Origin of the sequence: Chromobacterium indicum (assembly GCF_039708975.1) — a bacterium.
Taxonomy (GTDB): Bacteria; Pseudomonadota; Gammaproteobacteria; order Burkholderiales; family Chromobacteriaceae; genus Chromobacterium; species Chromobacterium piscinae.
Genome location: NZ_JAYFSJ010000001.1, coordinates 369,418 through 395,593, shown reverse-complemented (window position 1 = coordinate 395,593; position 26,176 = coordinate 369,418). Strand labels below are relative to the sequence as shown.

The window sequence follows — 26,176 nt, the reverse complement described above, 5'->3', positions numbered from 1 at the left end:
GCATATTGCATCACGCATCGTAAAAACGGAACCGCAAACCGTTTACATCGTCACAGTTCCATCGCCAACCGCAAAAAGAGTCTGCACGTGCAAGCATACCTCCATTCCTTTTATCGATCGGCCTGGCTATGGCTGGCGTCCGTGATCGCCTGTCTTGGCCTCGCCCTGCCCGCCCACGCGGTCAACCAGGAAGACCTGCTCCCGCCGGAGCAGGCCTTCGCCGCCCAGGTCAGCCGCAGCGGAGACCAGCTGCAACTGACGCTGGACGTCGCTCCCGGCTACTACCTGTACCGCGACCGCATCAGCATCAGCACCACGCCGGCTGATCTGGCCGGCAAGCCGACGCTGCCCACCGCCCAGGAAAAGAACGATCCTTACTTCGGCAAGCAGCAGATTTACCATGGCAAGCAGCTGATCACCATCCCGCTGGCCGCCGGCGCGCCCGCGGACTTCCAGCTGAATGTGAAGCTGCAAGGCTGCGCGGAAGCCGGCGTCTGCTATCCGCCCTACACCCACAAGCTGAAGGTGGGCCAGGCGGGCGGCTCGAGCAACAAGCTCAGCGCCTGGACGGAGGTCGACCCGTCGGGAAAAGCGTCGGCCGGTAACAGCGAGTTGGCCGCCCAGGGTTGGCTGGCCACACTGGGCACCTTTCTGCTGGCGGGTCTGGGCATGGCGTTCACCGCCTGCATGTACCCGCTGCTGCCCATCGTTTCATCGCTGATTGCCGGCCAAGGCGCAACCCTCAGCCGTGGCCGCGGCTTCCTGCTGTCCCTGCTCTACGTGCAAGGCTTGGCGCTCACCTATACCGCCGTCGGCGTCGTCGCCGGTCTGACCGGCTCGCTGCTGACGGTATGGCTGCAGCAGCCGGCGGTGGTGCTGTCCGCCAGCGCGCTGATGGTGGTGTTCGCGCTGTCGATGTTCGATCTGTTCACCATCCAGCTGCCGAACGCGCTGCAATCCCGGCTGGCCGACACCTCCAACCGCCTGAGCGGCGGCAAGGCCGTCACCGTGTTCCTGATGGGCGCGCTGTCGGCCTTGATCATCGGCCCCTGCGTGGCCCCGCCGCTGGCGCTGGCGCTGGGCTATATCGGCAGCACCGGCGACGCGCTGCTCGGCGGCGCGGCGCTGTACGCGATGGCCATGGGCCTGGGCCTGCCGCTGATCGCCATCGGCACCTTCGGCGGCCAAGTGCTGCCGCGCGCCGGCAATTGGATGAAGGCGGTAAAGTCCGCGTTCGGCGTGGTGATGCTGGGTCTGGCCATCTGGCTGGCGTCCCCGTTCCTGCCTGCCGCGCTGGTGATGTTGCTATGGGCGGCGCTGCTGATCGGCGCGGCGGTATTCCTCGGCGCTTTCGACAGCCTGTCCAACACAACCAAGGCCAGCGCGCGCCTGGGCAAGGCGCTTGGGCTGCTGCTGTTCCTGCTGGGCGGCGCCCAGCTGGTCGGCCTGCTGTCCGGCGCAGACAATCCGCGCTATCCGCTGAAGCTGATCGCCGCCAGCAGCGCCGAGGGCGCCGCGCAGCAACACTTCCAGCCGGTAGGATCCATCGCGGAGCTCGACGCCAAGCTGGCCGAGGCCAAGGCCGCCGGCAAGCCGCTGCTGCTGGACTTCTACGCGGACTGGTGCGTGGCCTGCAAGGAAATGGAGGCGGATGTCTTCCCGCAACCGCAGGTGGCGGCGCAGATGCAGCGTTTTGTCTTGCTGCGCGCCGACGTCACCGCCAACAGCCCCGAGCACCAGGCGCTGCTCAAACGCTTCGGCCTGTTCGGCCCGCCGGGCATCATCCTGTTCGATAGCCAGTCCCGCGAAAGCAACCGGGTAGTCGGCTACACCCCCGCCGACGCATTTGCCGGCGAGCTGGGCAAGGTGGCAAACTAGCGCCGTATCCGGCCGGCGCCATCGCGCGCCGGCCGCCATTTCCGCCACCTAGAACGGATGCCTTCATGCCTCCCCTGCCCAACGCTTTTCCCAATGTCAGCATCCTAGGCGCGTTCCGCGTCGCCATACTGGCCTTGCTGGTGGTCGCCTGCCTGAAAGTGCTGCAACCCTTCCTCGGCGCGTTGACCTGGGCCGCCATCATCGCCATTTCCGCCTGGCCGCTGTACAGCCGGCTCAAGCTGCGCTTGCGCGGCCGCCACAAGCTGGCGGCGCTGTTGATCGTGCTGGCTCTGTCCGCCGCGCTGGCCATCCCCATCGGGCTGATGGCGCTGACGCTGGCCGACACGCTGCCGCACCTGGCCAATCTGGCGCATGATCTGACCAGTTTCCGGCTGCCCGACGCGCCGGCCTGGCTGGTGAACCTGCCCGTGGTCGGCGACAGCCTGCAGAAGCTGTGGCAAAGCACCCAGGCCGACCTGCCCGGCTTCTTCGAGAAAGTCCGCCCCGCGATCAACCAGGCGGCGCTGTGGCTGCTGTCCGGCGGCGCCAATCTGGGCCTGAGCCTGCTGGAGATCGTACTGGCGATAGCCGTCGCCGGCCTGTTGCTGATCAACGGCGACAAGCTGTGGGATCTGGTGGAGCGCATCGTGGTCAAGCTGGGCGGCGAAACCGCCAGCGATCTGCCGGAGGTGATCGCCCGCACCATACGCAGCGTCACCACCGGCGTGGTCGGCACCGCGCTGGCGCAGACCATTCTGTGTGTGATCGGCTTGTTGATCGCCGGCGTGCCCGGCGCGCTGGTGCTGGGCTTCCTGTGCTTCATCGTCGCGGTGGCGCAGATGCCGACGCTGGTCGTCTGGCTGCCGGCCGCCGCCTGGGTGTTCTACACCGGCCACACCGGTCTGGGCGTGTTCCTGCTGATCTGGGGCTTCCTGCTGATCAACACCATAGACAACATCCTGAAGCCGTTGCTGATCAGCCAGGGCGCGCAGATGCCGCTATCGGTGATCTTCCTGGGCGTGATCGGCGGCCTGATCGCCTGGGGGGTGATTGGCCTGTTCATCGGTCCCACCCTGCTGGCGGTGGGTCTGACCATGCTGCGCCACTGGCTGCAGCGCGAGGACAACGAGGAACTGGCCTGCGAGGGCGAGCAAGGCTGAAGCCACCCTCCCAAAAAAGCGGCGCGGCATCCTGATATGGATGCCGCGCCGTTTTGTTTTCAACCTCGCCGCTCAATAGTCCGGACAGCAGACTACCCAGTCTTCCTCCGTCACCTCTAGATGGCAGGCCAGCCTCCATGGCTCAGGCTCATTCCATTCCTTGCTGGCCGCCAGCTCGGCGCTGATGGTGCCGGCGCGCAGCAGCACGTTGCGCTCCTTGCCGCCAAGCCGCTGCGGCGCGGCCATGCCGGCGATCCTGACCTTGCAGGTGCCGCAGGTTCCCTGGCCGCAGCGCCAATGCAGAGGAACATCGGCCAGACGGGCGATATCGAGCAGATTGTCGCCCGCCATCGCTTCCGACTCGTTCAGCAAGACTCCGCTCTCGCTGACGAAGCGTATCCGGCTCACGTCAGTTCCAGGTAGGCCAGCTCGTCGCCCGGCTTCACCTGCTGGCCCGGCTGCAGCCAGACCAGGCCGTCAGCCCAGGCGCAGGACATCAGCACGCCGGAGCCCTGCTGCGGATACAGCTGCAGCTCGCCTGCCACCTTGCGCACGCGCAGGAACTCGCTGCGGCGCATGTCCGGCTTGTCCCAGGCGAAGGCAGCCGGCAGCCGCTGCGCCTCCGGCGGCGGCACCTCCAGGCCCATGCGTTTCAACAGGAACGGCTTGATCAGCGTTTGCAGCGTCACATAGCCGGACACCGGGTTGCCCGGCAAGCCGATGAAGTCCGCCTCGCCCAGCTTGCCATAAGCCAGCGGCTTGCCCGGCTTGATCGCCACTTTCCACAGCGTCAGTTCGCCCTCGGCCTCCACCGCCGCCTTGACGTGGTCCTCCTCGCCGACCGATACCCCGCCGCAGGTGATCACCACGTCCGCCACCGCCGCCGCGTCGCGCAGCAGCTGGCGGGTAGGCTCCAGCGCATCGCCGACGTGGCCCAGATCTATCACTTCGCAACCCAGCTGCTGCAAGGCCGGCAGCAGCCAGTAGCGATTGGAATTGTAGATCTGCCCTTCGCCCAGCGGCAGGCCCGGCTCCACCAGCTCGTCGCCGGTGAAGAAGGCCGCCACCCGCAACTGCGGCAGCACCGGCAGCCGCGCCAGGCCGATGGACGCCGCCAGGCCCAGATCGGCGGCGGAGAGCTCTCGCCCGGCTTCCAAGATGCGCTGGCCGGCGGCGATGTCCTCGCCGCGGCGGCGGATGTTCTGCCCAAGGCTGGGCTCGGCGCTGAAAGTCACGCGCCCTGCGTCGTCCACCTCCGCCTGTTCCTGCATGATCACCGCGTCCGTTCCGGACGGAATCGGCGCGCCGGTGAAAATGCGGACCGCTGTGCCCGTCGCGAGCGGCTCAGGCACGCTGCCGGCCGGCACCCGCTGCGACACCGCCATCGCCGGCGCCAGATCGGCGCAGCGCAGCGCGTAGCCGTCCATCGCGCTGTTGTCGTGCGGCGGCACGTCCACACCGGCCACCACCGGCTCGGCCAGCACGCGGCCCAGCGCCTGCATCAGCGGCAATTCTTGATGGGTGTTCAGCGGCTTGGCGCGCTCCAGCAGCCAATCCCGCGCCTGTTGATAGCTCAGCATGCGGTGTTCCAATCCTGTCTTGCGATGGGCCCGGCCCATCCTTCACAAGCCCCCATCATAGCACGCGCAATCATGCAAAAAGCCCGCCGGCGTTGAGCGGGCGGGCTTGGGACAAAACTGAAAACGTATCAGCGCGACTTGACGAAGGGCACGCCGATCGCCTTTGGCGCCAGCGCGCGGCCGACGAAGCCGGCCAGCAGCAGCACGGTCAGCACGTAAGGAATGACCGCGATCGCTTGCGACGGAATCTGGCCCACCACCGGCAGCGCCACGCCTTCCAGACGGATCTGGATCGCGTCGGCGAAGGCGAACAGCAGGCAGCCGATCACCGCCGGCACCGGACGCCACTTGCCGAAGATCAGCGCGGCCAGCGCCAGGAAGCCCTTGCCTGCGGTCATTTCCTTGATGAAGCTGCCGGTCTGGTAGACGGACAAATAGGTGCCGGCCATGCCGCACAGCATGCCGCCCCAGAACAGCGCGGTGTAGCGCACCTTGGCCACCGAGATGCCGGCGGTGTCGGCGGCGTGCGGGTTCTCGCCCACCGCGCGCAGACGCAGACCGAAACGGGTCTTGTACAGCACCCAGGTGACCAGCGGAATGACAATGAACACCGTCAGATACACCAGGATGCTGTGGCCGGAGATCAGCTTGCTGTACACCAGACCCACTACCGGCACGTCGCGCAGCGCATCGGCGAACGGCAGCGCTATCTCGTGGAAGCGGCCGTCGTCGGGCAGTTGCGGCGAGTTGCCGCCCTGCTGGAACCAGGCCAGCGCCAGCACCGGCGTGATGCCGGAGGCGATGGTGTTGATCGCCATGCCGGAAATCAGCTGGTTGCCGTTATAGGTGACGGAGACGAAGGCGTGCACCATGGCCAGCGACACGGCGGCCATCATGCCGGCCAACAGGCCGATCCACGGGTTGTGGGTGACGTAGGCCGCGGCGGCGGAAGCGAAGGCCGCCGCCAGCATCTTGCCTTCCAGGCTGATGTCCACCACGCCGGAGCGCTCGGAGAACATCCCGGCCAAGGCGGCCAGCACCAGCGGCGTGGCCACGCGCACGGTGGAATCGAGGAGACTGAAGAACATTTCCATATTACTTGTCCTTGCGCTTGAACAGGCCGGCGATGAACGGCTCGAACAGGTTTTCCAGCGCACCGCAGAACAGGATGATCAGACCCTGGATGAACAGGATCATCTCGCGGGTGATCATCGGTTTTTCGAACGACAGGTCGGAGCCGCCCTGGGTCAGCGCGCCGAACAGCAGCGCGGACAGGACGATGCCCACTGGATGGTTGCGGCCCATCAGCGCCACGGCGATGCCGACGAAGCCGACGCCGTTGGTGAACAGCACGTTCATCCGGTGAGAGGAGCCCAGCAAGTCGTTGACCGAGGCCAGGCCCACCAGCGCGCCGGACACGCACATCGCCACGATGATGGTGCGGCTAACGCTCATGCCGGCATAGCCCGCGGCGTGCTCATTGGTGCCGACGGTGCGCAGCGTGAAGCCCCAGCGGCTATGCCAGACGATCAGGTAGAACAGGCCGGCGGCCAGCAGCGCAAACACGAAGCTCAGGTTCAGCGGCGAATTCGGCAGGGAGGCGAACACCTCGTGCATCTGCGGAATCCAGCCGTTCTCGGCGAACAGGCGGGTAGTCGGGTTCTGCGAGCCGGCTTCGATCAGCTGGTGGCTGATCAGGTACAACATCAGCGAGTAGGCGATGAAGTTGAACATGATCGTGGTCACCACGATGTGGCTGCCGCGCTTGGCCTGCAGATAGGCCGGAATGTAGGCCCAAGCCGCGCCAAAGCCCATCGCCGCCAGCATGGCCAGCGGAATCAGCACATAGGGCGGCAGCGTGTGGTCGAAGCCCAGCATCACCAGCGTCACGCCCAGGCCGGCCAGATAGGCTTGGCCTTCGCCGCCGATGTTGAACAGGCCGGAGTGGAAGGCGGTGGCCACCGACAGGCCGGCGAAGATGAAGCTGGTGGTGTAGAACAGCGTGTAGCCTATGCCCTCACCGTAGCCGAAAGCGCCGTGGATCAGCAGTTGCAGGCATTCCCAGGGGTTCTCGCCAATCATCCAGGTGACGAGGCCCGTCACCAGCAAGGCGGCCAGCAGGTTGAGCGCCGGCAGGATGGTCAGCTGCGCCCACCGCGGCAGAGTGGATGGTTGTCCGAATTTCAATGCTTGTGCCCCCCCATGAGCAAGCCGAGGGAAATGGTGTCGGCGTCCTTGGCCGCCACTTCGCCAGTGATCTGGCCGCCGGCCATCACCAGGATGCGGTCGGACAAGGCCAGGATTTCCTCAAGTTCCACCGAGACCAGCAAGATGGCCTTGCCTTCGTCCCGCAGCTCGATCAGCCGCTTGTGGATGAATTCGATCGCGCCGATGTCGACGCCGCGCGTCGGCTGGCCGATCAACAGCAGGTCCGGATTGGCGTGGATTTCCCGCGCCAGCACCACTTTTTGCTGGTTGCCGCCGGACAGCAGGCCCACGCGCAGCAGCGGATTGCCCGGACGGATGTCGAACTGGGCGATGAAGTCGCGGGTGCGTTCCACCAGCTTCTTGCGCGAGTACAGCGGGCCGCTGTTCAGCGTCTTGTCGTCGTGGTAGCCGAGGATGGCATTCTCGTAGGTGGAGAACGCCTTGACCAGGCCCTCGCGCGAGCGGTCTTCCGGAATGTGGCCGATGCCGCGCTGGCGGTAGACGGCGGCGCGCGGCTTGCGGCGGCACGACAGCTTCAGCAGGTCCTCGCCCTTGTAGACCACAGCGCCGGCGCTGGGGTCGCGCATGCCGGCCAGCACTTCCAACAGTTCGGACTGGCCGTTGCCGGACACGCCGGCCACGCCGACGATCTCGCCGGCCTTGACCTGGAAGTTCAGGTTGTCCAGCAGCTTGACCTTGCGTTCGTCGATCAGCGTCAGGCCTTTGACATCCAGCACGGCGGCGCCGGCCTGGCAATCGGCCTTGTCCACCTTCAGCGTCACCTTGCGGCCCACCATCAGGTCGGCCAGCTTTTCCTTGTCCACGTCGCAGGTGCGGACGTTGTCCACCACGGTGCCGGCGCGCATCACGCTGACGTTGTCGGTGATGTCCATCACTTCGCGCAGCTTGTGGGTGATCAGGATCACCGTCTTGCCCTGCTCTTTCAGCGAACGCAGGATGTGGAACAGATGGTCGGCCTCCTGCGGGGTCAACACCGCGGTCGGCTCGTCCAGGATCAGCACGTCGGCGCCGCGGTACAGCGCCTTCAGGATTTCCACCCGCTGCTGCAGGCCGACGCCCAGATCGCCGACCAGCGCGTCCGGGTCCACTTCCAGCGAGTAGTTCTTGTTCAGTTCCTTCAGATGCTCGCGGGCCTCGTCCATGCCGCCCTTGAGCAGCCGGCCGCCTTCGGCGCCCAGCACGATGTTTTCCAGCACAGTGAAGGTTTCCACCAGCATGAAGTGCTGATGGACCATGCCGATTCCCAGTCGGATGGCTTCCTGGCTGTTGCGGATGCGGACATCCTTGCCGTTCACGCGGATGGTGCCGCTGTCGGCATGGTAATAGCCGTACAGAATGCTCATCAGCGTGGACTTGCCGGCGCCGTTCTCGCCGATGATGCCGTGGATGCTTCCCTTCGGCACGCTCATCGTCACGTCGCGATTGGCCTTGACGGCACCAAAGCTCTTGTTGATGCCTGTCAGTTCAATGGCAAACTCGGTCATGCTTGATATGTTCCCGATTCTTCGATTCTTGTTTCCCCGGCGGCACGAACAAACAGCCGCGATGATGAATCACCGCGGCTGCGCCCCGCTTTCGGGGAAGTCGCTGCCTTCGTTATTGCGCCGGGCAGCTGTTGTTGGCGCGGTAATCCACCACCTTGATCTTGCCGCTGATGATCTCGGCCTTGGCGGCGGCGATCTTCTTTTCCATGTCCGGCGTGATCTGCGGACGGTTGTTCTTGTCCAGCGCCCAATCCACGGCTTGCTCCTTCAGGCCCAGCACTTTCACGCCGGACTTCCAGGAGCCGTCCTTGGCTTCCTTGAAGGTGTTGTAGACGGCAACGTCCACTTTTTTAACCATGGAAGTCAGCACCGAGCCCGGGAACAGGTAGTTCTGGTTGCTGTCCACGCCGATGGAGAACTTGCCGGCGTTCTTGGCGGCCTGCAGCACGCCCATGCCGGTGCCGCCGGCGGCGACGAAGATCACGTCCGCGCCGCGGTCGAATTGGCTCTTGGCCAGCTCGGTGCCGCGCGCCGGGTCATTGAAGGCCTGCGGAGTGGTGCCGGTCATGTTCTGCAACACGGTGACGTTCTTGTTGGCGTACTTGGCGCCTTGCGCATAGCCGCAACCGAAGGCGCGGATCATCGGAATGTCCATGCCGCCGATGTAGCCTACCTTGCCGGTCTTGGATTTCAGCGCGGCGGCCATGCCCACCAGGAAGGAGCCTTCCTGTTCCTTGAACACGATGCTCTGCACGTTCGGGCCCTTGGCCACGGCGTCGATCAGCGCGAACTTGACCTTGGGGAATTCCTTGGCCACGGTTTCCACGGCCTGGGAGAAGTTGAAGCCGACGGCGACCACGATGTCGGTGTCGCGGCTGGCCATCTTGCGCAGCAGCTGTTCCTTCTGCGCGTCGGAGGAGATCTGGCCTTCGCGGTAGTTGACCTTGAAGTCCTTCTTGAAACGTTCCGCGCCATTGTAGGCGGCTTCGCTGAAGCTCTTGTCGAACTTGCCGGCCGAATCGTAGATCACGGCGGGAGTGAAGTCTTTGGCGCACGCGGCAGCAGACAGAACTGCGGCGGCGACAGCGAAGCTGATACGTTTCAGTTGGATGGTCATCTCTATAACTCTTGGATTGAGTTGGTCAACGCGCCAGGCTCCATGCAGGCGCGGCGATTGCAACAGCGCGGACTATGAATGGTGACAGCGAAAATTGCGGTTGGCATGTAACCTGCCGACTACAGCTCAAGCTGTGCTTAAGAGCCTGTTCAAAGGCTTTTTGTGAGCATCGCGACCCAGCCAGCAGGCCAGATGCAAGGCGGAGGGCGTAGGCCTTGGCGATTCCAAGACCTAGCCTGACAACGCCGCAGATCGCTTGCTGGCAGGGTCGCCCTCCAGGGCCACTTTCTGTCGGCGCATGACGTTGCCAAACGCCCCTTGCAGTGAATGACGCTGCGACGGATCGTTTTTCGCGTCCTGCATCCGGCAAAAAATGGCCGATGCCACAAAAATCCTTTGAACAGGCTCCAAGGGCCTGGACCGCCTCCTGCGCAATGCAAAAACCGGCTGCAGACACCACTTTGTCGTTCTTCTGAGCGCGGCGAATTGTAATGAGCGTTAACCTGGCTGTAAACAATTTCCTCTCGACTTTGAAATACCATGTCGCAAACATTTCTTCATCTAAAAATATTGACTCGCCCACAAGCCGCGCCAGGCCTGAATTACGCAAACAGCATGCCGCACTTGTCATGACTGTCTTTAATTGGATTGACCCAACACAAAACTTAACGGCTATATCCAAAGCAGCGTGCAAGCCCTACAATTCCGCCCTGCTCAAAACCTTTGTATCCATGCTGCAAATACTGTATCGGGACGATCAACTGATCGCCATCCAGAAACCCGCCGGCCTGCTGGTGCACCGCACCGTGCTTGACCGCAACGAAACCCGCTTCGCCATCCAGCTGCTGCGCGACCAGATAGGCCAACGCGTCTACCCGGTGCACCGGCTGGACAAAGGCACCTCGGGCGTGCTGCTGTTCGCGCTGGACAAAGACACCAGCCGCGAGATGAGCTGGCAGTTCGAACGCCAGCAAGTAGCCAAGCGCTACCTGGCAGTGGTGCGCGGCCACGCCGACGACGCCGGCCATATCGACCACCCGCTCAGCCGCCGCCCGGACGATCTGGAATGGATAGGCGAAAAGGTGGAAACCGCGCCGCAGCCAGCCCAGACCGATTACCGCACGCTGGCCCGGATCGAGCTGCCGATAGCGGTGGAACGCTACCCCACCAGCCGCTACAGCCTGGTGGAACTGGCACCGCTGACTGGCCGCCGCCATCAACTGCGCCGCCATCTGAAGCACATCGCCCACCCCATCATCGGCGATTCCACCCATGGCAAGGGCCGCCACAACCGGATGTTCGCCGACGAGCTGGACTGCGCGCGCATGCTGCTGGCCTGCGTGGAAATGCGGCTGACCCACCCCATTACCGGCCAGCCGCTGCGGCTGGACTGCCCGCTGGAAGAGAACTTCTCCGCGCTGCTGGCGCGCCTGGGCTGGGCCGACGCCGCGCGCGCCGCCGGAATCGAACTAACCATCTGAAAGACAACAATAATGCTCAGCTACCGCCACGCCTTCCACGCCGGCAACCACGCCGATGTGCTCAAGCACCTGATCGAGGTCGAGCTGCTGAATTACCTGGGCCAGAAAGACAAGCCCTACTGGTATATCGACACTCACGCCGGCGCCGGCGCCTATTCGTTGACCGAGGGTTACGCCACCAAGAACGCCGAGTTCGAAACCGGCATCGCCCGCCTATGGCAGCGCGACGATCTGCCGGAAGCCGTGCGCAATTACGTGGACGTGGTCAAGCGGATGAATCCGGACGGCGAGCTGAAGTTCTACCCCGGTTCGCCGTGGTGCGCGGCCGATGTGATGCCGGAAAGCGACAAGCTTCGCCTGTTCGAATTGCACCCCAGCGACGCCCAGATTCTGCAGGAAAACTTCGCGGGCTCAGGCCGCCGGGTGCAAATCCAGCAGGCCAACGGCTTCGACGGCATCAAGGCCGTGCTGCCGCCGCCGCCGCGCCGCGCGCTGGTGCTGATCGATCCGCCTTACGAGGACAAGCGCGACTACCACAACGTGGTCACCGGCTTGAAAGAAGGACTGAAACGCTTCGCCACCGGCGTTTACGCAGTGTGGTACCCCTGCCTGCAGCGCGCGGAAATGAAAGAGATGATTCCCGAGCTGAAAAAGCTGCCGGCCAAGAGCTGGCTGCGGGCGGAGCTGCACGTGCAAAGCCCGTCAGCCGACGGCTTCGGCATGCACGGCAGTGGCATGTTCATCCTCAACGCGCCATGGACGCTGCCGCAAACCCTGAACGAAACGCTGCCCTACCTGGTGCAGCACCTGGGCCTGGATGCCAAGGCCAGCTTCATTCTGGAAACCGGCGGCGATCTGTAAAGCTTCCCGCTCCGTGCAACGACAAGCGCCCTCCCCGGCGCTTTTTTTACGTGCATCGCCGGATGCATGCCTGCCTAGCATCACTCCGCGAATATTACTCCACATAAAGTATCTTTATTTGAAATAAAATTACATGACAGGTGGCTTTTAAAATGCATAATGCCAATTGCATTTCAGTAAAAGCCGCTGCCATGATGTTCGTCGAAGACGGCGGAATCGTCTGTTTGCCGATTGCGCTGCGGCATGGAAAACCGCGCCGCCACCTAAACCGCCGGTTCGAGCCCCGGCAACGCTACGCCCACCCACAGGAGCCGTCATGAGCAGATTGCCGTTCAACCAGGGCCAGCCGGCCTTCATCCCGCTGAGCACCTTCCAACGCTACCCGGAACCGGAGATGGTGGAACGCTCCCGCGCCTTCTACGCCGACATCCGCCGCCGCAAGACCGTGCGCGAATTCACCAGCCAGCCCGTCCCGCGCGAAGTGATAGAGAACGCGCTGCGCGCCGCCGGCACCGCGCCGTCCGGCGCCAACCACCAGCCCTGGCACTTCGCCGTCGTCAGCGATCCGGAATTGAAACGGAAGATACGGGAAGGCGCGGAAACAGAGGAGCGCGAATTCTATACACACAGGGCGCCGCAGGAATGGAAGGACGCGCTGGCGCCGCTGGGCACGGATTCCGACAAGCCTTTCCTGGAAACCGCGCCGTACCTGATCGCCATCTTCGGCCAGAAAAAGACCGTGCTGGACGACGGCAGCGAGATCAAGAACTACTACGTGCCGGAGTCGGTTTCCATCGCTGCCGGCTTCCTGATCGCCGCGCTGCACCACGCCGGCCTCGCCACCCTCACCCACACGCCCAGCCCGATGAACTTCCTCAACCAGCTGCTGGACCGCCCCGCCCACGAAAAACCCTACATTCTGCTGGTGGCCGGCTATCCGGCGGACGATTGCATGGTGCCGAATATCGGCAAGAAGCCTCTGGAGGAGATCGCTAGCTTCTTCTAGCGCGCGCTGCCGGCACGTCTTGGCCAGATGGCTCCGGGCGCGCTATCGCTCCCCGGCGAATGCCGACTTCAAAAAATCGGCGACCAGCGCCGGCGACTGTTCGCGGCCCTCCGGATCTCCGCCCAGGGTGACGCCCCTGCTCAGGCAGGCTTGCGCCGCCAGCCGCGCCGCCTCGGCGGACACGACGCCATCGCAGCTGGCCATCGTGAAGCGGCCTGTGTCCAGATCATATTCGCCATGGCACAGCCTGGCGCTGGTCGCGTCCGGCACCGCATGCGGAGATGTGAATCGGTCGAAGCCGTGGTAGGCGTCCGGATAAGTCTTCACCGTCACGCGCGCGCCCTTCGCTTGCAACCCGTCGGCGTAGGCTACGCATGGCCCAGCCGGGGTGTAGTCGTCCTTGCCGCCAAGCAGCATCAGAATGGGCGCGCCGTCGAGATGCTCCGACGCGTAATGGATGCCGCAGCTGGGATAGAAGGCGATATGCGCGGAAAAACGCAAGCCGTCGTCAATGACGGCTTTGCGGAAGGGCTCGAGCGTTGAATAAAGCGCGGCGACGCCGCCACGCGAAAAACCCATCACGGCGATCCGCTTGGAATCGATCGCGGGATGCGTCGCCAGCAGGCTCAAGGCGGAAAAGGCATCCGCGATGTCGGCGGCCATCGACAGCCGCGTCTGATCGCGTTCCGTCTGCACTATCCGCCGCCCGCTGAAGCTGTCGACAACGAAGCTGGCATAGCCGAGCGCGTTCATCCGCCTGGCCCACATCCACTCCCCGCGATTGACGCCGCTGCTGCCGTGGAGGATGACGACGGCGGGGAACGGGCCTTTCGCCTGAGTCGGCAACGATAGCCTCCCTGTCACCACGGCCCTGTCGCTTGGCGCGCGCTTCACGAAATCCATGATCTGCCGCGGCGTGGCGGATTCGAACGCGACAATGCCGACTCGGCCATCGGCCAGGCTAGCCGCCGGCGCGGCGTCGGCAACAATTGCGGAAGCGCGGGCATCGCCGCTCCCGATGAAACAGGCGATCAATCCGATGGCCAAGCTGCGGCTCAGGATGGCTGGCATGGTAGAAAGTCCCCTTGGCTCCAAAACGCTGCGTTGGAAAACGCACGGCGATGCACCATTTGCCCCGATCTTGCCGGCGACGGCCAAGCGCACAAGCCCGGCGCGTCATGGTATGCTGCGCGCCCCGGTACCGTATCCGACCGACACCCCAATGGCCAAACTGTTTTTCCGATACGCCGCGATGAACAGCGGCAAGAGCACCCAGCTGCTGCAAATCGCCAACAACTACGAATCGATGGATAAAAAGGTGGCCCTGTACACCAGCGCCATTGACGACCGCTACGGCATAGGCATGATCACTTCGCGGCTCAACATCCAGCGCGAATCCAACACCTTTGACGCCGGCTTCGATTTCCTGGCTCACGATTACGGCGACACCGCCTGCGTCCTGATCGACGAAGCGCAGTTCATGACGCCGGAGCAGGCGCAGCAGCTGCATCGCCTCGCCCACTCCCGCAACATTCCGGTGATCTGCTTCGGCCTGCGCACCGACTTCCAGGGCCATCCCTTCCCCGGCTCGGCCTGGCTGCTGTCGCTGGCCGACGATGTGGAGGAAATCAAGACCATCTGCCACTGCGGCCGCAAGGCGACGATGCATATCCGCATCGACGGCGCCGGCAAACGGGTGAAGGAAGGCCCGCAAGTGGAAATCGGCGGCGAGGCGCGTTACCGCGCCGTGTGCGGCCGTTGCTTCCACAAGGACTAAGAACCTGTTCAAAGTCTCGCGAGCAAGAGCGAGACAAGGCGAAAACGAGCGAAAAAGCGGAATGTACAAGTGGTACATGAGCATTTTGAGCTTGTTTTCAACGCCGTATCGCCGAAGCGCAGCAGACTTTGAACAGGTTCTAAGCCCGCGCGGCAGTCAATACTCTCGGGCCGGCCAAAACCGGCTCGTTTTCATTCCACCCGCACGTAGGCCCGCAAGCGGTGGCCATCCGGGTCCAGCGCCGTGAAGGTGCGGCCAAAGTCCATGTCCGTGATGGGTTGCAGAATGCGCAGCCCCTGCGCCCGCCAATCGGCGATACAAGCATCCAGCGCGGCGAAGTCCTCTATCCGCACGACCACCTCCCCGCCTCCGCCCATCATCTCGGCGGCAGGCTCCGCCGTGTGGCGCGACCACAAGCCCAGCCTCATGCCGGACGCGAACTTGAACATCACAAAGGTGGGCGACGACTGGATAGGCTGCAGATCGAACAGCCGCGAATAGAAGTCCGCGCTGCGCATCGGCTGGTCCACGTACAAAATCACAAAGTCGGGATGTTGCATGGCTGTTCTCCTTGGGTGAGCGCCGAAACCGTTTCGGCATGCAATCATGCTAAGCCAGGCTGCTGTCAGTTTCTGTCAGTAGCCTCCAAGTCATTGATATGACAATATGCTTAGCATTAATTTGCCACTCATGGACGATGCCAGATACCCATGCCAATGCATGCCGGTCTCGAAGAACGGGCCGCCTTCGCCATTCGCCAAGCAAACGAAAATGACCTGACGCCCATTGCCCGCTTCGACGAAATGGGCGGCAGTCGCCAGCAGGAAATCGTTAACGGCTGCTGCCTTGTCGCGGAGCGGCATGGCCAAGTCGTGGCCTATGCCAGCCTTCAACCCAGTGGGCTGCTGGGCCAGCCGTTATTGAGCTATCTCTGCACCGCCCCCACCGCGCGCAGACAAGGCATTGGCCGCCAACTGGTAGAAGCGATGCAGCGCATAGCCCGCGGCCGCATGCTGCTCTCCTCCACCGAAGACTGGTGCGTCGCCAGCCAGAAAATCTTCACCGCTCTGGGCTGGCGCAAGGTCGGCGAGCTGGCCGGCGTCAACAAGGATGGCTCAACCGAATATTTCTACGCCATCGACCTGAACACCAAACCCGAGGACTGAATATGCCTTACGTCAACGTGCAGATCACCGCCGGCGCCACGCGCGAACAGAAAGCCGCGCTGGTAAAGGACATCACCGACTCGCGGGTCCGCCATCTGGGCAAGAAGCCCGAGCTCACCCATATCGTGATCCAGGAAATCGCTGAGGAGGACTGGGGTTACGCCGGCCAGCTGATCGACGACTGGAAGCGTGGGCAAGGCTGAACAATCAGAGAAGGAGAACTAGCATGCGGCACCACCACCGCCCAATCTCAGGCGACGCGGCGCGACCTTGCCTGGTCTTCCTGCATGAGGGACTGGGCTGCGACGCAATGTGGGGAAGCTTCCCCGACCAGCTGTGCGAGACGACCGGCCTCGCCGGCCTGGTGTATGACCGCCAAGGCTATGGCCGGTCCGCGCCATTTGATCGCCCACGCACCGTCCACTACCTCCATGAGTATGCGTTGAACGAACTGCCATCCGTATTGGAGGCGTTGCTGCCGGGGCGGGATTACATTCTGATCGGCCATTCCGACGGCGGCAGCATCGCGCTGCTGCATGCAGCCGAACAGAGTCCAAGGCTCAAGGCAGTCGTCACCCTGGCCGCCCATGTCTTCGTCGAGGACGTCACGCTTGCCGGCATCCGGCAGGCTCGGGAAGCCTGGGATGCCGGCAAGCTGACCGGCCTGACCCGATTTCACGGCGACAAAACGGGAACGCTGTTTCATGCCTGGGCCGACGCCTGGCTCAGTCCGGGTTTCGTCCACTGGAACATCGAATACGCGCTGCCCTCGATATCTTGCCCGACACTGGCCTTGCAAGGCGAGCATGACCAGTACGGCAGCGCGGCCCAGCTTGACGCCATTGCCGGCAAAACGCAGAACGGCCGCCAACTGACGCTGCCGAACTGCGGCCATAGCCCGCACCTGGAAGCGCCGCAAGCCACGCGGGACGCAATCGCCGGCTTCATCGCCGAACATTGCCGCCATTGATTCGCATCTCAAAGGCAAAACCATGTTGTTCACCGAAATGCCCGTATTGGACCACCCTGATGCCATTCTGCGCCCGCTATATCCGGATGATGTCCTGACCTGGTACGACTATCTGACCCTGCCGCAGGTATTCGAGCACACCAGCTGGAACGTGCAGGCCCAGTCCGAGCTGGAGCACTATGCCTGGCAGCCGCAACAGTTCACCGAGGCCAGCGCGCTGCGCTTCGCCATCGCCGGCCGCGACAACGATCGTCTGCTCGGGACCATCGGCTTTCATACCGTTGCCTCGGTCAATGCCAGCGCGGAAATGGCGTATGATCTGTCCCCCGCCGCCTGGGGCCGCGGCATCGCCACAGCCGCTTGCGCCAGCCTGCTGAAATGGGGACACAGCCAGATCGGCCTGGCCCGCATCCAGGCAACGGTGCTGCCGGAAAACACGCGCTCCATCCGCGTGCTGGAACGTGTCGGCTTTCAGCGCGAAGGTTTGCTGCGCAGCTACCGCAAGGTGCGCGGCCCCTCGAGGGATTTTTGGATGTACAGCCATATCGAAAAATAGGAGGAACCGATGATCCAGCTTGCCCAAGAAGACCAGGACATAGAGCGCTGCTTCGCCGTGATGCGGCAATTGCGGCCGCATCTGCAAACCGAAGCTTTCGTCGCGACGGTGCGCGCCCAAATGGCCGAAGGTTATCAGCTGGCCTACCTGCGGGACGGCGACGCCGTCGCCTGCGTGGCCGGTTTCCGCCTTCAACGCACGCTGGTCGCCGGCAAGAGCTTGTATATCGACGACCTCGCCACCGATGAAACCATACGTTCACGCGGCCACGGCGCGGCAATGATGGGTTGGCTGCGCCAGCTGGCCGTGGCCGAAGGCTGCGGCGAAATCCACCTGGACTCCGGCGTGCAGCGCCACCGCGCACACCGTTTCTACCTGAACCGCAATATGGACATCGTCGCCCATCACTTCTCTGAATTGCTCCAACATGACTGAAACGGTGACCATCATCCCGCATCAAGCCCGCTGGACAAACGAGTTCGAAGCCGTCGCTGCGCGGCTGGGCGCCGCGCTGGGAAGCCTGGCCCTGCGCATCGACCACATCGGCTCCACCTCGGTGCCCGGTCTGGCGGCAAAGGATGTGATCGACGTTCAGATCACGGTGGCGGAACTGGACGAGAACGTGCTCCGAAGCCTGAGCGACGCCGGCTTCGCCCTCAAGCCATTCAACCGCGACCACTTGCCGCCCGGATTCGACGATGTCGGCGAGCAATGGCGCAAGCTCTTCTTCCGCGGCCGCGCCCATATCCATGTGCGACGGGTGGGCGCGGCCAATCAGCGCTACGCCCTGCTGTTCCGCGACTATTTGCGCGCCCATCCGGCCATGTCGGCAGCCTACGGCGAGCTGAAACGACGGCTGGCGGCCGGACTTGCCGATCCAAACAGTTATCCGGACGTGAAGGACCCCGCGGTGGACCTGATCTACCTCGCGGCCGAGCAATGGGCGGCTCAGACCGGCTGGCAGCCTGCCGCGTAGCCTGAAAATGCCCACGCAGCCGCCATTCCAGGGCCGCCAGCCGGGCAGAAAAGACTACTGACAGAAACTGGCAGCGGCATCGATTACCTTTGGGCCACCCGCAAGACCCGCTGGGTCCGGGATTCGTTTCCAAACTTACCAAGGCAATCCGATGAAACGCGCCATCACCATCATCACCGACAATTTTTCCGACTGGGAAACCGCGCTGATCAATTCCTCAGCCCGCGGCTATTACGGCTTCGACGTCAGCTTCGCCGCCCCCGGCGGCAAACCCGTCATTTCCTCCAGCGGCCTGATGGTCACGCCCCATCTGGCGGTGGAGGCCATCCAGCTTGAGTGGCTGGACCTGCTGATCGTTTGCGGCGGCACCATCTGGCAAACCGCGCAGGCGCCGGATATCACCGGCCTGGTCGCCGCCGCCCACGCCCAAGGCGCCGTCGTCGCCGGCATCTGCGACGGCACCCGCGTCTTGGCGCAGGCCGGCGTGCTGAACCGCGTGCGCCACACTTCCAATTCTGCGGCGAACCTGGCGCTGCCCGGCTATGCCGGCGCCAGCCTCTACCAAGATGTGCCCCATGCCGTCGGAGACCAGGGCGTCGTCACCGCGCCGGGCACCGCCCCGGTCAGCTTCATGGCGGAAATCCTGGCGGCCCTGGACATAGGCGGCGCCGATCTGGACGCCTATCTGGCTCAGCACGCGGCCGAGCACCGCCGGCGCTGAGCGCCTGGGGTCAAGACGCGTCGACGGCGATGCCCAGCTGGAGCCGCCACTCCTTCAGCAAAACCTGCCGGCGGCGCGGGTAGCGTTGGTCCAGGCTGTCGCACTGCCGTATCCTGTCGCAGCGGAAATGGCGGAAGTCCTCCCGCAGTTCGCACCAGGCAGCCAGCACCTGGGTCTTCTCGAAAAAGCCTAGCGCGAACGGCCACACCACCCGCCGGCTGTCGCCGCCGTCAGCATCCCGATACCGCAGCTCCAGCTTGCACTGGCGGCGGATGGCGTCGCGCAGCGCGGCCATGTCCACCTCGATGGCCGGCGCTGCGGCGGGGCCCACCAGCAGCGTCTCATCCTCCAGCCGCCGCCTCAGATCGTCGGGCAACACGGCCGCCACCTTGGCCAGCGCATTGCCGGCGGCGCGGGCGAGCCGGGAGTCGGCCCGCTTCTCCACCCAACGCATGCCCAGCACCAGCGCCTCGATCTCCTCTTCGGCAAACATCAGAGGCGGCAGCAGGAAGCCCGGACGCAGCAAATAGCCGATTCCCGGCTCGCCGGCGATGTCCGCGCCCTGCAACTGCAGGCTGGCGATATCCCGGTAAACGGTGCGCACGCTGATGCCCAGCTCTTCGGCCAGCGTCTGCGCCGTCACCGGCCGACGATGCCGGCGCAGCAACTGCAGCAATTCCAGCAAGCGTTCCGAGCGCGCCATGGATCAGGCTATCGCCGGATAATCGCCCAGGCCGTCCGGCCACGGCGTCAGCACTTCGAAGCCGTGGTCGGTCACCGCCACCATGTGCTCCCATTGCGCCGACCACGAGCCATCCTGCGTCACCACGGTCCAGCCGTCGCCCAATTGACGGGTGCCGGCCTTGCCGGCGTTGATCATCGGCTCGATGGTGAACACCATGCCCGGCCTCAGCTTCAATCCCGCCCCGGGCCTGCCGTAATGCAGCACCTCGGGTTCTTCGTGGTAGACCTTGCCTATGCCGTGGCCGCAATACTCGCGCACCACGCTGAAGCCGGCGGCCTCGGTGAGGGTCTGGATCGCATGGCCGACGTCACCCAGCGTGGCGCCGGGACGCACCGCGCGGATGCCGGCGCGGGTGGCGTCATAGCAGACGTCCACCAAGCGCTTCGCCTCAGGCGATGGCGCGCCGACGAAATACATCCGGCTGCTGTCGCCATGCCAGCCGTTCTTGATCACCGCCACGTCGATGTTGACGATGTCGCCGTCGCGCAAAATCTGCTTCTCCGACGGAATGCCGTGGCACACCACCTGATTGACCGATGAGCAGATGGTCTTGGGATAGCCGTAATAGCCGACATTGGCCGGCTTGGCTTTCTGCACCTTGACGATGTATTCGTGACAGCGTGCGTCCAGCTCCTCGGTGCTGACGCCGGGCTTCACGTGCTCGCCTATCATCGCCAGCAACTCCGCCACCAGCTTGCCGGCTTCGCGCGCCTTGGCCACTTCGGCCGGGGATTTAATCGTCACCTTGCTCATCGCGCCGCCTCCGCCTGCCGGCGCAAATCCAGGCCGCCGCCATCCTGCCCCGCCTGCAGCAGCAACTGGCAGATCTCGCTGTAACGCAGATCCGGATTCAGTTCGGCCAGCATGCCGATGCGCAGCCAGTGCTCGGCCTGGGAGTTGATCGAACGGCTCAATGCCTCGCTCGCGGTGCGCAGATTGTCGTGCATCCGCTCTGAAATCTTGACGATGCCCATGGTCGCCCCTAATAAACGATTAATATATGAAACGTATATTAATAACCCTGAGCCGGCGTTGCAACCATGCTGGCGGGTCGACTAGAATGCCGCATCCACTCAGGAGCCCGACTCCCATGCGCAATTGATGCCGCCGTGCCGCGCACGGCCTTGAAGTCCTCGGCCCCCAAGCCATGACCACATGGAGCATCCGCATGCCCTTGCTACAGATACAACAGCTGCAATACGCGCTGCCGGACGGCAGCCAGCCCTTTCCGGCCCTGAGCCACGCCTTCCCCTTTCGCCGCACCGGCCTGGTCGGCCGCAACGGTTGCGGCAAATCGCTGCTGGGGCAGCTATTGGCAGGCCAGCTCGCCCCTCATGCCGGACACGTGCTGCGCGAGGGCGGCATCCATCTCCTGCCGCAAGAGCTCGATCCCGACACTCATCCCACCGTCGCGCATCTGGCGGAAATGGCGGAAACGCTGACGGCGTTGCGGCGCGTCCGCGACGGCTCGCTGGATGAGCGCGACTACCAATTGCTTCAAGACCGCTGGGATTGCGAATCCTCGTTCCAACAATTGCTGTCCGACGCCGGCCTGAACGGAATAAGCCTGGATACTTCCAGCGCTGCGCTCCGGCGCGGACTGGCTGATTCTGGACGAGCCCAGCAATCACCTTGACCTGCTCCGTCGGGCCGCGCTGCGCGACAGCCTCCGTCATTGGGCCGGCGGACTGGTGCTGATCAGCCATGACGCCAGCCTGCTGGAGTGGATGGACGATATCGCGGAGTTGTCGCGACACGGCTTGCGCGGCTACGGCTGCGACTACGCCGGTTATCTGATCGAGCGGGATCGCATGCGCAGCCTGTCCCAGTCTCAACTGCAAGCGCAACGCCAGGCCGAACGGCAACTCAAGCGGCGGCAGCAGCAAGAACGCGAGCGCCAGCAAAAACGCGCCAGCCGCGGCGAGCGCCAAGCGGCGCAAGGCAATCAGAGCAAGTTGATCACCGACGCGCAAAAAGACCGCAGCCAGCAAAGCCAGGGCAAACTGCTGCTGCGCCAGCAGCACGCCCGCGAGCGGCAACGCGCCATCCTGCTGGAGGCGCAAACGCGGACGGATGACGCCGCGCCGCCGTCGTTCAGCTCGCCAGACTGCGAGCTGCCTGCGACCAAGCTGGCGCTGGAGCTGGAGGGCGTGCGGCTGCCGCACGGCGCGCGCGCCCCCATCGACCTGCGGCTGGCCGGCCCGGAACGGCTGGCCATCGTCGGCGCAAACGGCAGCGGCAAATCGACGCTGTTGCGCGCCATTGCCGGCCAGCTGCAGCCCGCCTCGGGCCTGCTGCGCCGCCATGTCGCGGCAGGCTGGCTGGATCAGCACGCGGGCAGAGCCCAGCCGGGATTATCGCCATGCCAATGGCTGCAAAGCCTCAGCCCCGGAATGAGCGAAACCGAAGCCCGTATCCGTTTGGCCCATCTGGACCTGAGCGCGGAACAATCCAGCCGCCCCAGCGCGGCGCTCAGCGGCGGCGAAGCGATGCGCGTGGCGCTGGCTGCCAGGCTTTGCGCCACGCCTGCGCCGCAATTGCTGCTGCTTGACGAGCCTGACAACCATCTGGACCGCGATAGCCGCGACGCCCTGCTGGCCATGTTGGCGCCATACCGCGGCGCGCTGCTGGCCGTCTCCCATGATCTGGACTTCCTGGCGAAATTGCGGCCTGATCGATGGCTGTGGCTGAAAACCGACAGCCCGCACGCCTGGTTTGACGACGTTCCGCAAGAAATGCTCGCGACTCTTGGATGGTAATTCTTGCAATTCAAGTTGATATTGTACAAAATCAAATCATGGATACCGACAAGCCCAAACAGCACGGCGGAAAACGCTCAGGCGCCGGCCGCAAATCCGTCTTCGGCGGCGACAAGACCGTCGCCTTGCGCGTGCCGGAGCCGCTCAAGCCCATCCTGCAGCAATGGCTGGACGACTACCGCAGCTGGCGCACCGCCAACAGCGCGCAGGCATTCGACTTTCGCACGCTGGGCGCCCAACTGAGCGAACTGTCTTTGCCGTTGTTCGCCGGCAGCGTGCCCGCCGGCTCTCCAGTTGCCGCGGACGATCTGAAAGAAGCCGATATCGACCTCAACACCCATCTGGTCAGCCGTCCCGGCGACACTTTCATGGTCAAGGTCAAGGGCGACTCCATGCAGGGCGCCGGTATACACGATGGCGATCTGCTGCTGGTGGAGCGCGGCCGCGAGCCGCGCAACGGCAAGGTGGTGGTGGCCGTCCTCAACGGCGAACTGACGGTGAAACGGCTGGAACGCGGCCCGCAAGGCGTCCGCCTGCTGCCGGAGAACCCGGCCTACCAGCCGATAGAAGTGCCGGAAGACGCATCGTTTCATATCTGGGGCGTGGTGACCAATGTCATCCACAAAGTGGACTAGCGCGAAGGAGACTGCAATGGGAAAGCTCAACGACAGCATCAAGATGAAGTTCAACGACTGGAAGCGCCTGCCCCGTCCTTACCGCGCGATGATCGCCGGCCAGCCTCAGGTGCTGATCAGCCGCACCGGGCGGGACTTTTTCGTGCCGGTCCAGTTTGTCTGATGACATGCCGAGCCGCGCCATGGCTCAGCGCTCGGCTCGCTACGCTCTTATCCGCGTACCAGGACTGCGTGACGCAAACTCTGGACGCGCCGCGCAAGGCCGCACGACAAGCCAACGGCAAACTCTCTCGCCAGGGCTGCCGGCAACGGCGGAATCATTTGCCACAGGCTGGAGAAACCGCGTTGGTCAGAACTTCCCCATGCGGCGCGCTTCAATGCTTGTTCAGCCCGAAAAAGCTGCGAATGCGATCCACCAGCTCGGCCCGCCTTGGCGCATCGCCTTCCGCATCCAGCGCCGAGTCCGGCGTGCGGTTGCGCTGCTCTTCCAATCGTTGCGCCAAGATGGCGGAAATGGTTTCAGCCAACTCCTTGCGCGACACCAGGATGGATTGAAACGCGTCCTTGTCCAGCCTCAGGCATTCGACATTGGAACGCGCGATCACCGTGCTGGTGCGCGACTCGCCGGTCATCAATCCCATTTCGCCGAAAAAACTGCCCGATTTCAGCACATCCACCAGTTTGCGGCCGCTGTCCGGCAGTTCCACCCACACCTCGACCTCGCCCGACAGCATGATGTAAAGCCAGTGCGCCACCGCCCCCTGGTGCATGATGATGTCGCCGGTGACGAAGGGGGTGAATTTGAGCTGGTCGGCCAGCACCACCATTTCCTCGTCGTTCAAGCTAGACAGCAGCTCCACTTTTCTCAGCGCCAGCACCCGTTCCTCCAGGTGCCGCTTCATCCGCGCCTCGATGTATTTCTCGTTTTCCTTGATGGTCAGCACATTGTAGTAAGGCGAGGCCATGCGCAGATTATGGCGCCGCAACGCGGCGTCGATATGGGTGCGGACAATGGAGTCGGTATAGTCGTCGGCGGCAAGATCGGTCAGCCAGTATCTTACCGCGTAGCGGGTATAGCCATTCTCGAAACCCATCAGTATGCAATTGGGCGCGGGCGTCGCCGCCACGCCGGGCAATTGCGCCTCGCGCAGCGATTTCTCCACCACGCCGATGATCTGCGTCGGCAGCGTGTCCCAATTGATATTGAACCAGACCCAGCGCCGCCACTGCTGAGGATTGCCGCGCCGCTTGCCCAAGATGGAGAAGTGGTTCTTCATCAACACGCTGTTGGGAACCACCACCGTCTCCCAATTGCGCGTCTCCACGGAAGTGGCGCGCCAGTTGATTTCCACCACCCTGCCCACCAAATCCCCGCTCTTGATCCAATCGCCGATCTCCACCGAGTTGTCCACCTGCAAAGACAGCCCCGCCAGAATGTTGCCCAACGTGTCCTGCATCGCGAAAGCCAGCACGGCGGTTATGACGGCCGATGTCGTGACGATGTGGCTCAAATCCAGACCCGCAAGCCGCAGCAACACCAAGCCCCAGGCGATGTAACCCAGCACGACCAGGATTTCTTCCAGGATACGGGGAGGATGAATGCGCAGCACCGGCAGCATCAGGCGGAACAGCAGCATCGCCCACAGGCGGATCATGGCCAGCCCCAGCACAATCACCGCAGCCTGCCTCACCCACTGGCCCGACTCGGTCGGCGGGCTGAGATTGACAACCAGCAAGGCGATCAGCGTGATCAGCAATGTGCTCAGCACGCGCTTGCGGCTGTCGGCATGGGTTATGTACAACAATATGGAGAGGGCCGCGGTAATAGCGACAAAGACCGTCAAGGAGCCATACCAGACGGCGGGAATCAGTTTTTCCAGCCAACTGACAGCGGGTGGGGTGTCCATGCTCGCTCCGCCATGATTTTTTTTAATTATTAGTTCATGATCGCGGATAAAAAAAATCCCTCCCGTGAGGGAGGGGTGCAAGGTATCGGGGAAGTGTAAGATCTGCAGCCAGGCAGGCCGGCAGATGTTACAGCGCGCTGCTTTACCAAAGCAGCACGCGTTTTGATGTTAGCAACTGTTTCCGCATTGCGGTATGAGTATATTTACTTAACTTGCCTTGCAATCAGAATATTCTCTATCTTTTCAGACTCTTGCTCGCGCCTTACCACCTCAAACAGCTGTTCGGCTTCTGGCCAAGTGCGCTTGAGCAAGCCCAGCCACTGCTTGAGTCTGGCCGCCGGATAACGCTCCTCCCCAGACTTCTGCCTGCACATCCGGAAGAATTCAAGCACCCACGGCATCATCTCGCTCCAGGGCATGGGTTCGGCCGAACCGCCGGCCGCGATGCGCCGCGCCAGATCCGGACAGGCCACCAGCCCGCGGCCTATCATCACCGTGTCGCAGCCGCTCTCTTCCCGTATCGCGCGGTAGTCCGCCATCGTCCAGACTTCGCCATTTGCCGTCACCGGGATGTCCACGCTTTCGCGGATGCGCGCGATCCAGTCCCAGTGGGCTGGCGGCTTGTATCCTTCCACCTTGGTGCGGCCGTGGACAGTCAACTCGTCGGCGCCGGCGCCGGCTATCGCCTGCGCGCATTCGAGCGCCAGGCTCTTGTCCTCGAACCCCAGCCGCATCTTGGCCGTCACCGGCACCTCCGGCGGCACCGCGCGGCGAACCGCGGCTACAATCTGGTGCAGCAGCTCCGGTTCCTTGAGCAAAACCGCCCCGCCGCGGTGGCGGTTGACCGTGGGAGCAGGACAGCCGAAATTCAGGTCTACGCCGGGCGCCCCCAGGCTTGCCGCTTTGGCGCCGTTCTCGGCCAGGCAAGAAACATCGGAGCCCAGCAACTGCACACGCACCGGCACGCCGGCCTGGGTATTGCCTTGATTGTCGAGCTCCGGCGCCAGCCGCATGAAGGTGCGCGTGGGCAGCAGCACGGAGGTGACGCGCACGAACTCGGTCACGCATAGATCGATGCCGCCCACACGGGTCAGCACGTCGCGCATCACATCGTCAACCAGGCCCTCCATCGGGGCAAGCACCAGCTTCATTGTCTAACCTGCTGAAA

At 63.7% G+C, this 26,176-nt stretch carries 30 protein-coding genes; 17 read left to right on the top strand and 13 right to left on the bottom strand.

Annotated elements, in window-relative coordinates:
• Positions 1-87: 87 nt before the first annotated feature.
• Both VA599_RS01955 and VA599_RS01950 read left to right on the top strand, forming a co-directional pair.
• Complete coding sequence (locus tag VA599_RS01955; RefSeq protein ID WP_166439169.1) at positions 88-1,878, top strand: protein-disulfide reductase DsbD; 1,791 nt, start codon at positions 88-90, stop codon at positions 1,876-1,878.
• A gap of 65 nt (positions 1,879-1,943) precedes the next feature.
• A complete protein-coding gene (locus tag VA599_RS01950; RefSeq protein WP_231155196.1) occupies positions 1,944-3,038 on the top strand; it encodes an AI-2E family transporter in 1,095 nt (364 codons plus the stop codon).
• A 72-nt stretch (positions 3,039-3,110) separates the two neighbouring features.
• Here VA599_RS01950 and VA599_RS01945 read toward each other — a convergent pair whose 3' ends face one another.
• The 6 genes from VA599_RS01945 to VA599_RS01920 all read right to left on the bottom strand — a co-directional run bounded on the left by VA599_RS01945 (position 3,111) and on the right by VA599_RS01920 (position 9,448).
• Entirely contained in the window at positions 3,111-3,446 is a 336-nt protein-coding gene (locus tag VA599_RS01945) for a 2Fe-2S iron-sulfur cluster-binding protein (protein ID WP_346787486.1), read from the bottom strand.
• Positions 3,443-4,618, bottom strand: a complete 1,176-nt coding sequence (locus tag VA599_RS01940; RefSeq protein WP_346787485.1) for a molybdopterin molybdotransferase MoeA — start codon at positions 4,616-4,618, stop codon at positions 3,443-3,445. Before VA599_RS01940 ends, VA599_RS01945 begins: the two co-directional genes overlap by 4 nt.
• Before the next feature lie 128 nt (positions 4,619-4,746).
• Complete coding sequence (locus tag VA599_RS01935) at positions 4,747-5,706, bottom strand: ABC transporter permease (protein ID WP_346787484.1); 960 nt, start codon at positions 5,704-5,706, stop codon at positions 4,747-4,749.
• 7 nt (positions 5,707-5,713) lie between these two features.
• A complete protein-coding gene (locus VA599_RS01930; RefSeq protein ID WP_346787483.1) occupies positions 5,714-6,805 on the bottom strand; it encodes an ABC transporter permease in 1,092 nt (363 codons plus the stop codon).
• On the bottom strand, positions 6,802-8,331 hold the full coding sequence (locus VA599_RS01925) for an ABC transporter ATP-binding protein (protein WP_346787482.1): 1,530 nt from the start codon (positions 8,329-8,331) through the stop codon (positions 6,802-6,804). The genes VA599_RS01930 and VA599_RS01925 overlap by 4 nt, the downstream gene beginning before the upstream one ends.
• A gap of 112 nt (positions 8,332-8,443) precedes the next feature.
• Entirely contained in the window at positions 8,444-9,448 is a 1,005-nt protein-coding gene (locus tag VA599_RS01920) for a BMP family lipoprotein (protein WP_021476813.1), read from the bottom strand.
• Between the two features lie 731 nt (positions 9,449-10,179).
• On the opposite strand from VA599_RS01920, the gene VA599_RS01915 reads away from it, so the two are divergent.
• The 3 genes from VA599_RS01915 (at position 10,180) to VA599_RS01905 (ending at position 12,796) form a co-directional block, all read left to right on the top strand.
• On the top strand, positions 10,180-10,929 hold the full coding sequence (locus VA599_RS01915) for a tRNA pseudouridine(65) synthase TruC (RefSeq protein ID WP_346787481.1): 750 nt from the start codon (positions 10,180-10,182) through the stop codon (positions 10,927-10,929).
• A 12-nt stretch (positions 10,930-10,941) separates the two neighbouring features.
• The gene (locus VA599_RS01910; RefSeq protein WP_346787480.1) at positions 10,942-11,790 is read left to right on the top strand and encodes a 23S rRNA (adenine(2030)-N(6))-methyltransferase RlmJ; all 849 of its coding nucleotides are present in this window, start codon (positions 10,942-10,944) and stop codon (positions 11,788-11,790) included.
• A 316-nt stretch (positions 11,791-12,106) separates the two neighbouring features.
• The gene (locus tag VA599_RS01905; protein ID WP_021476810.1) at positions 12,107-12,796 is read left to right on the top strand and encodes a nitroreductase family protein; all 690 of its coding nucleotides are present in this window, start codon (positions 12,107-12,109) and stop codon (positions 12,794-12,796) included.
• A 42-nt stretch (positions 12,797-12,838) separates the two neighbouring features.
• Here the strand turns inward: VA599_RS01905 and VA599_RS01900 are convergent, their stop codons facing one another.
• Complete coding sequence (locus VA599_RS01900; RefSeq protein ID WP_346787479.1) at positions 12,839-13,954, bottom strand: dienelactone hydrolase family protein; 1,116 nt, start codon at positions 13,952-13,954, stop codon at positions 12,839-12,841.
• Positions 13,955-14,018: 64 nt separating this feature from the next.
• Between VA599_RS01900 and VA599_RS01895 the strand changes: the two genes are divergently transcribed.
• Positions 14,019-14,573 carry a thymidine kinase gene (locus VA599_RS01895; RefSeq protein WP_104947157.1) on the top strand — a complete coding sequence of 185 codons (555 nt, stop codon included), beginning with the start codon at positions 14,019-14,021 and terminating at the stop codon, positions 14,571-14,573.
• Positions 14,574-14,764: 191 nt separating this feature from the next.
• On the opposite strand, the gene VA599_RS01890 is transcribed toward VA599_RS01895, so the two are convergent.
• Complete coding sequence (locus VA599_RS01890; RefSeq protein WP_346787478.1) at positions 14,765-15,133, bottom strand: VOC family protein; 369 nt, start codon at positions 15,131-15,133, stop codon at positions 14,765-14,767.
• 156 nt (positions 15,134-15,289) lie between these two features.
• Here VA599_RS01890 and VA599_RS01885 point away from each other — a divergent pair, with 156 nt between their 5' ends.
• The 7 genes from VA599_RS01885 to VA599_RS01855 all read left to right on the top strand — a co-directional run bounded on the left by VA599_RS01885 (position 15,290) and on the right by VA599_RS01855 (position 18,962).
• Positions 15,290-15,739 (top strand): GNAT family N-acetyltransferase, encoded by a 450-nt coding sequence (locus VA599_RS01885; RefSeq protein ID WP_346787477.1) that lies wholly within the window; start codon positions 15,290-15,292, stop codon positions 15,737-15,739.
• Between the two features lie 2 nt (positions 15,740-15,741).
• A complete protein-coding gene (locus VA599_RS01880) occupies positions 15,742-15,942 on the top strand; it encodes a tautomerase family protein (protein ID WP_346787476.1) in 201 nt (66 codons plus the stop codon).
• A gap of 23 nt (positions 15,943-15,965) precedes the next feature.
• Complete coding sequence (locus tag VA599_RS01875) at positions 15,966-16,709, top strand: alpha/beta fold hydrolase (RefSeq protein WP_346787475.1); 744 nt, start codon at positions 15,966-15,968, stop codon at positions 16,707-16,709.
• 22 nt (positions 16,710-16,731) lie between these two features.
• Entirely contained in the window at positions 16,732-17,265 is a 534-nt protein-coding gene (locus VA599_RS01870) for a GNAT family N-acetyltransferase (protein WP_346787474.1), read from the top strand.
• A gap of 9 nt (positions 17,266-17,274) precedes the next feature.
• The gene (locus VA599_RS01865; protein WP_104947153.1) at positions 17,275-17,700 is read left to right on the top strand and encodes a GNAT family N-acetyltransferase; all 426 of its coding nucleotides are present in this window, start codon (positions 17,275-17,277) and stop codon (positions 17,698-17,700) included.
• Positions 17,693-18,241, top strand: a complete 549-nt coding sequence (locus VA599_RS01860) for a GrpB family protein (protein ID WP_346787473.1) — start codon at positions 17,693-17,695, stop codon at positions 18,239-18,241. Before VA599_RS01865 ends, VA599_RS01860 begins: the two co-directional genes overlap by 8 nt.
• A 151-nt stretch (positions 18,242-18,392) precedes the next feature.
• Positions 18,393-18,962: a type 1 glutamine amidotransferase family protein gene (locus VA599_RS01855; RefSeq protein ID WP_346787472.1), complete on the top strand. Its 570-nt coding sequence runs from the start codon at positions 18,393-18,395 to the stop codon at positions 18,960-18,962.
• A 10-nt stretch (positions 18,963-18,972) separates the two neighbouring features.
• Here the strand turns inward: VA599_RS01855 and VA599_RS01850 are convergent, their stop codons facing one another.
• From VA599_RS01850 to VA599_RS01840, 3 genes are read right to left on the bottom strand one after another with little or no spacing between them, the layout of a single operon-like run.
• Positions 18,973-19,665, bottom strand: coding sequence for a helix-turn-helix transcriptional regulator (locus VA599_RS01850; RefSeq protein ID WP_346787471.1), 693 nt, complete (start codon positions 19,663-19,665; stop codon positions 18,973-18,975).
• A gap of 3 nt (positions 19,666-19,668) precedes the next feature.
• Entirely contained in the window at positions 19,669-20,460 is a 792-nt protein-coding gene (gene map, locus VA599_RS01845; RefSeq protein ID WP_021476799.1) for a type I methionyl aminopeptidase, read from the bottom strand.
• A complete protein-coding gene (locus VA599_RS01840) occupies positions 20,457-20,681 on the bottom strand; it encodes a ParD-like family protein (RefSeq protein WP_021476798.1) in 225 nt (74 codons plus the stop codon). Before VA599_RS01840 ends, map begins: the two co-directional genes overlap by 4 nt.
• A gap of 194 nt (positions 20,682-20,875) precedes the next feature.
• Here VA599_RS01840 and VA599_RS01835 point away from each other — a divergent pair, with 194 nt between their 5' ends.
• From VA599_RS01835 to VA599_RS01820, 4 genes are read left to right on the top strand one after another with little or no spacing between them, the layout of a single operon-like run.
• Complete coding sequence (locus VA599_RS01835) at positions 20,876-21,343, top strand: ATP-binding cassette domain-containing protein (protein WP_346787470.1); 468 nt, start codon at positions 20,876-20,878, stop codon at positions 21,341-21,343.
• A 55-nt stretch (positions 21,344-21,398) separates the two neighbouring features.
• On the top strand, positions 21,399-22,466 hold the full coding sequence (locus VA599_RS01830; RefSeq protein ID WP_346787469.1) for an ATP-binding cassette domain-containing protein: 1,068 nt from the start codon (positions 21,399-21,401) through the stop codon (positions 22,464-22,466).
• A gap of 38 nt (positions 22,467-22,504) precedes the next feature.
• Positions 22,505-23,101 carry a LexA family protein gene (locus VA599_RS01825; RefSeq protein ID WP_346787468.1) on the top strand — a complete coding sequence of 199 codons (597 nt, stop codon included), beginning with the start codon at positions 22,505-22,507 and terminating at the stop codon, positions 23,099-23,101.
• 16 nt (positions 23,102-23,117) lie between these two features.
• Positions 23,118-23,264: a hypothetical protein gene (locus tag VA599_RS01820; protein ID WP_021476793.1), complete on the top strand. Its 147-nt coding sequence runs from the start codon at positions 23,118-23,120 to the stop codon at positions 23,262-23,264.
• A gap of 211 nt (positions 23,265-23,475) precedes the next feature.
• Here VA599_RS01820 and VA599_RS01815 read toward each other — a convergent pair whose 3' ends face one another.
• Both VA599_RS01815 and VA599_RS01810 read right to left on the bottom strand, forming a co-directional pair.
• Positions 23,476-25,008: a cyclic nucleotide-binding domain-containing protein gene (locus VA599_RS01815; RefSeq protein ID WP_346787467.1), complete on the bottom strand. Its 1,533-nt coding sequence runs from the start codon at positions 25,006-25,008 to the stop codon at positions 23,476-23,478.
• 203 nt (positions 25,009-25,211) lie between these two features.
• Complete coding sequence (locus tag VA599_RS01810) at positions 25,212-26,159, bottom strand: tRNA dihydrouridine synthase (RefSeq protein WP_104947147.1); 948 nt, start codon at positions 26,157-26,159, stop codon at positions 25,212-25,214.
• Positions 26,160-26,176 lie beyond the last annotated feature (17 nt).

Coding starts and splice junctions, on each gene's coding strand:
- VA599_RS01910 (WP_346787480.1), top strand. CDS start 10,942: ATGCTCAGCTACCGCCACGCCTTCCACGCCGGCAACCACGCCGATGTG.
- VA599_RS01855 (WP_346787472.1), top strand. CDS start 18,393: ATGAAACGCGCCATCACCATCATCACCGACAATTTTTCCGACTGGGAA.
- map (WP_021476799.1), bottom strand. CDS start 20,460: ATGAGCAAGGTGACGATTAAATCCCCGGCCGAAGTGGCCAAGGCGCGC.
- VA599_RS01880 (WP_346787476.1), top strand. CDS start 15,742: ATGCCTTACGTCAACGTGCAGATCACCGCCGGCGCCACGCGCGAACAG.
- VA599_RS01885 (WP_346787477.1), top strand. CDS start 15,290: ATGCATGCCGGTCTCGAAGAACGGGCCGCCTTCGCCATTCGCCAAGCA.
- VA599_RS01920 (WP_021476813.1), bottom strand. CDS start 9,448: ATGACCATCCAACTGAAACGTATCAGCTTCGCTGTCGCCGCCGCAGTT.
- VA599_RS01925 (WP_346787482.1), bottom strand. CDS start 8,331: ATGACCGAGTTTGCCATTGAACTGACAGGCATCAACAAGAGCTTTGGT.
- VA599_RS01870 (WP_346787474.1), top strand. CDS start 16,732: ATGTTGTTCACCGAAATGCCCGTATTGGACCACCCTGATGCCATTCTG.
- VA599_RS01915 (WP_346787481.1), top strand. CDS start 10,180: ATGCTGCAAATACTGTATCGGGACGATCAACTGATCGCCATCCAGAAA.
- VA599_RS01850 (WP_346787471.1), bottom strand. CDS start 19,665: ATGGCGCGCTCGGAACGCTTGCTGGAATTGCTGCAGTTGCTGCGCCGG.
- VA599_RS01875 (WP_346787475.1), top strand. CDS start 15,966: ATGCGGCACCACCACCGCCCAATCTCAGGCGACGCGGCGCGACCTTGC.
- VA599_RS01810 (WP_104947147.1), bottom strand. CDS start 26,159: ATGAAGCTGGTGCTTGCCCCGATGGAGGGCCTGGTTGACGATGTGATG.
- VA599_RS01835 (WP_346787470.1), top strand. CDS start 20,876: ATGCCCTTGCTACAGATACAACAGCTGCAATACGCGCTGCCGGACGGC.
- VA599_RS01865 (WP_104947153.1), top strand. CDS start 17,275: ATGATCCAGCTTGCCCAAGAAGACCAGGACATAGAGCGCTGCTTCGCC.
- VA599_RS01815 (WP_346787467.1), bottom strand. CDS start 25,008: ATGGACACCCCACCCGCTGTCAGTTGGCTGGAAAAACTGATTCCCGCC.
- VA599_RS01905 (WP_021476810.1), top strand. CDS start 12,107: ATGAGCAGATTGCCGTTCAACCAGGGCCAGCCGGCCTTCATCCCGCTG.
- VA599_RS01890 (WP_346787478.1), bottom strand. CDS start 15,133: ATGCAACATCCCGACTTTGTGATTTTGTACGTGGACCAGCCGATGCGC.
- VA599_RS01825 (WP_346787468.1), top strand. CDS start 22,505: ATGGATACCGACAAGCCCAAACAGCACGGCGGAAAACGCTCAGGCGCC.
- VA599_RS01950 (WP_231155196.1), top strand. CDS start 1,944: ATGCCTCCCCTGCCCAACGCTTTTCCCAATGTCAGCATCCTAGGCGCG.
- VA599_RS01940 (WP_346787485.1), bottom strand. CDS start 4,618: ATGCTGAGCTATCAACAGGCGCGGGATTGGCTGCTGGAGCGCGCCAAG.
- VA599_RS01820 (WP_021476793.1), top strand. CDS start 23,118: ATGGGAAAGCTCAACGACAGCATCAAGATGAAGTTCAACGACTGGAAG.
- VA599_RS01935 (WP_346787484.1), bottom strand. CDS start 5,706: ATGTTCTTCAGTCTCCTCGATTCCACCGTGCGCGTGGCCACGCCGCTG.
- VA599_RS01895 (WP_104947157.1), top strand. CDS start 14,019: ATGGCCAAACTGTTTTTCCGATACGCCGCGATGAACAGCGGCAAGAGC.
- VA599_RS01860 (WP_346787473.1), top strand. CDS start 17,693: ATGACTGAAACGGTGACCATCATCCCGCATCAAGCCCGCTGGACAAAC.
- VA599_RS01840 (WP_021476798.1), bottom strand. CDS start 20,681: ATGGGCATCGTCAAGATTTCAGAGCGGATGCACGACAATCTGCGCACC.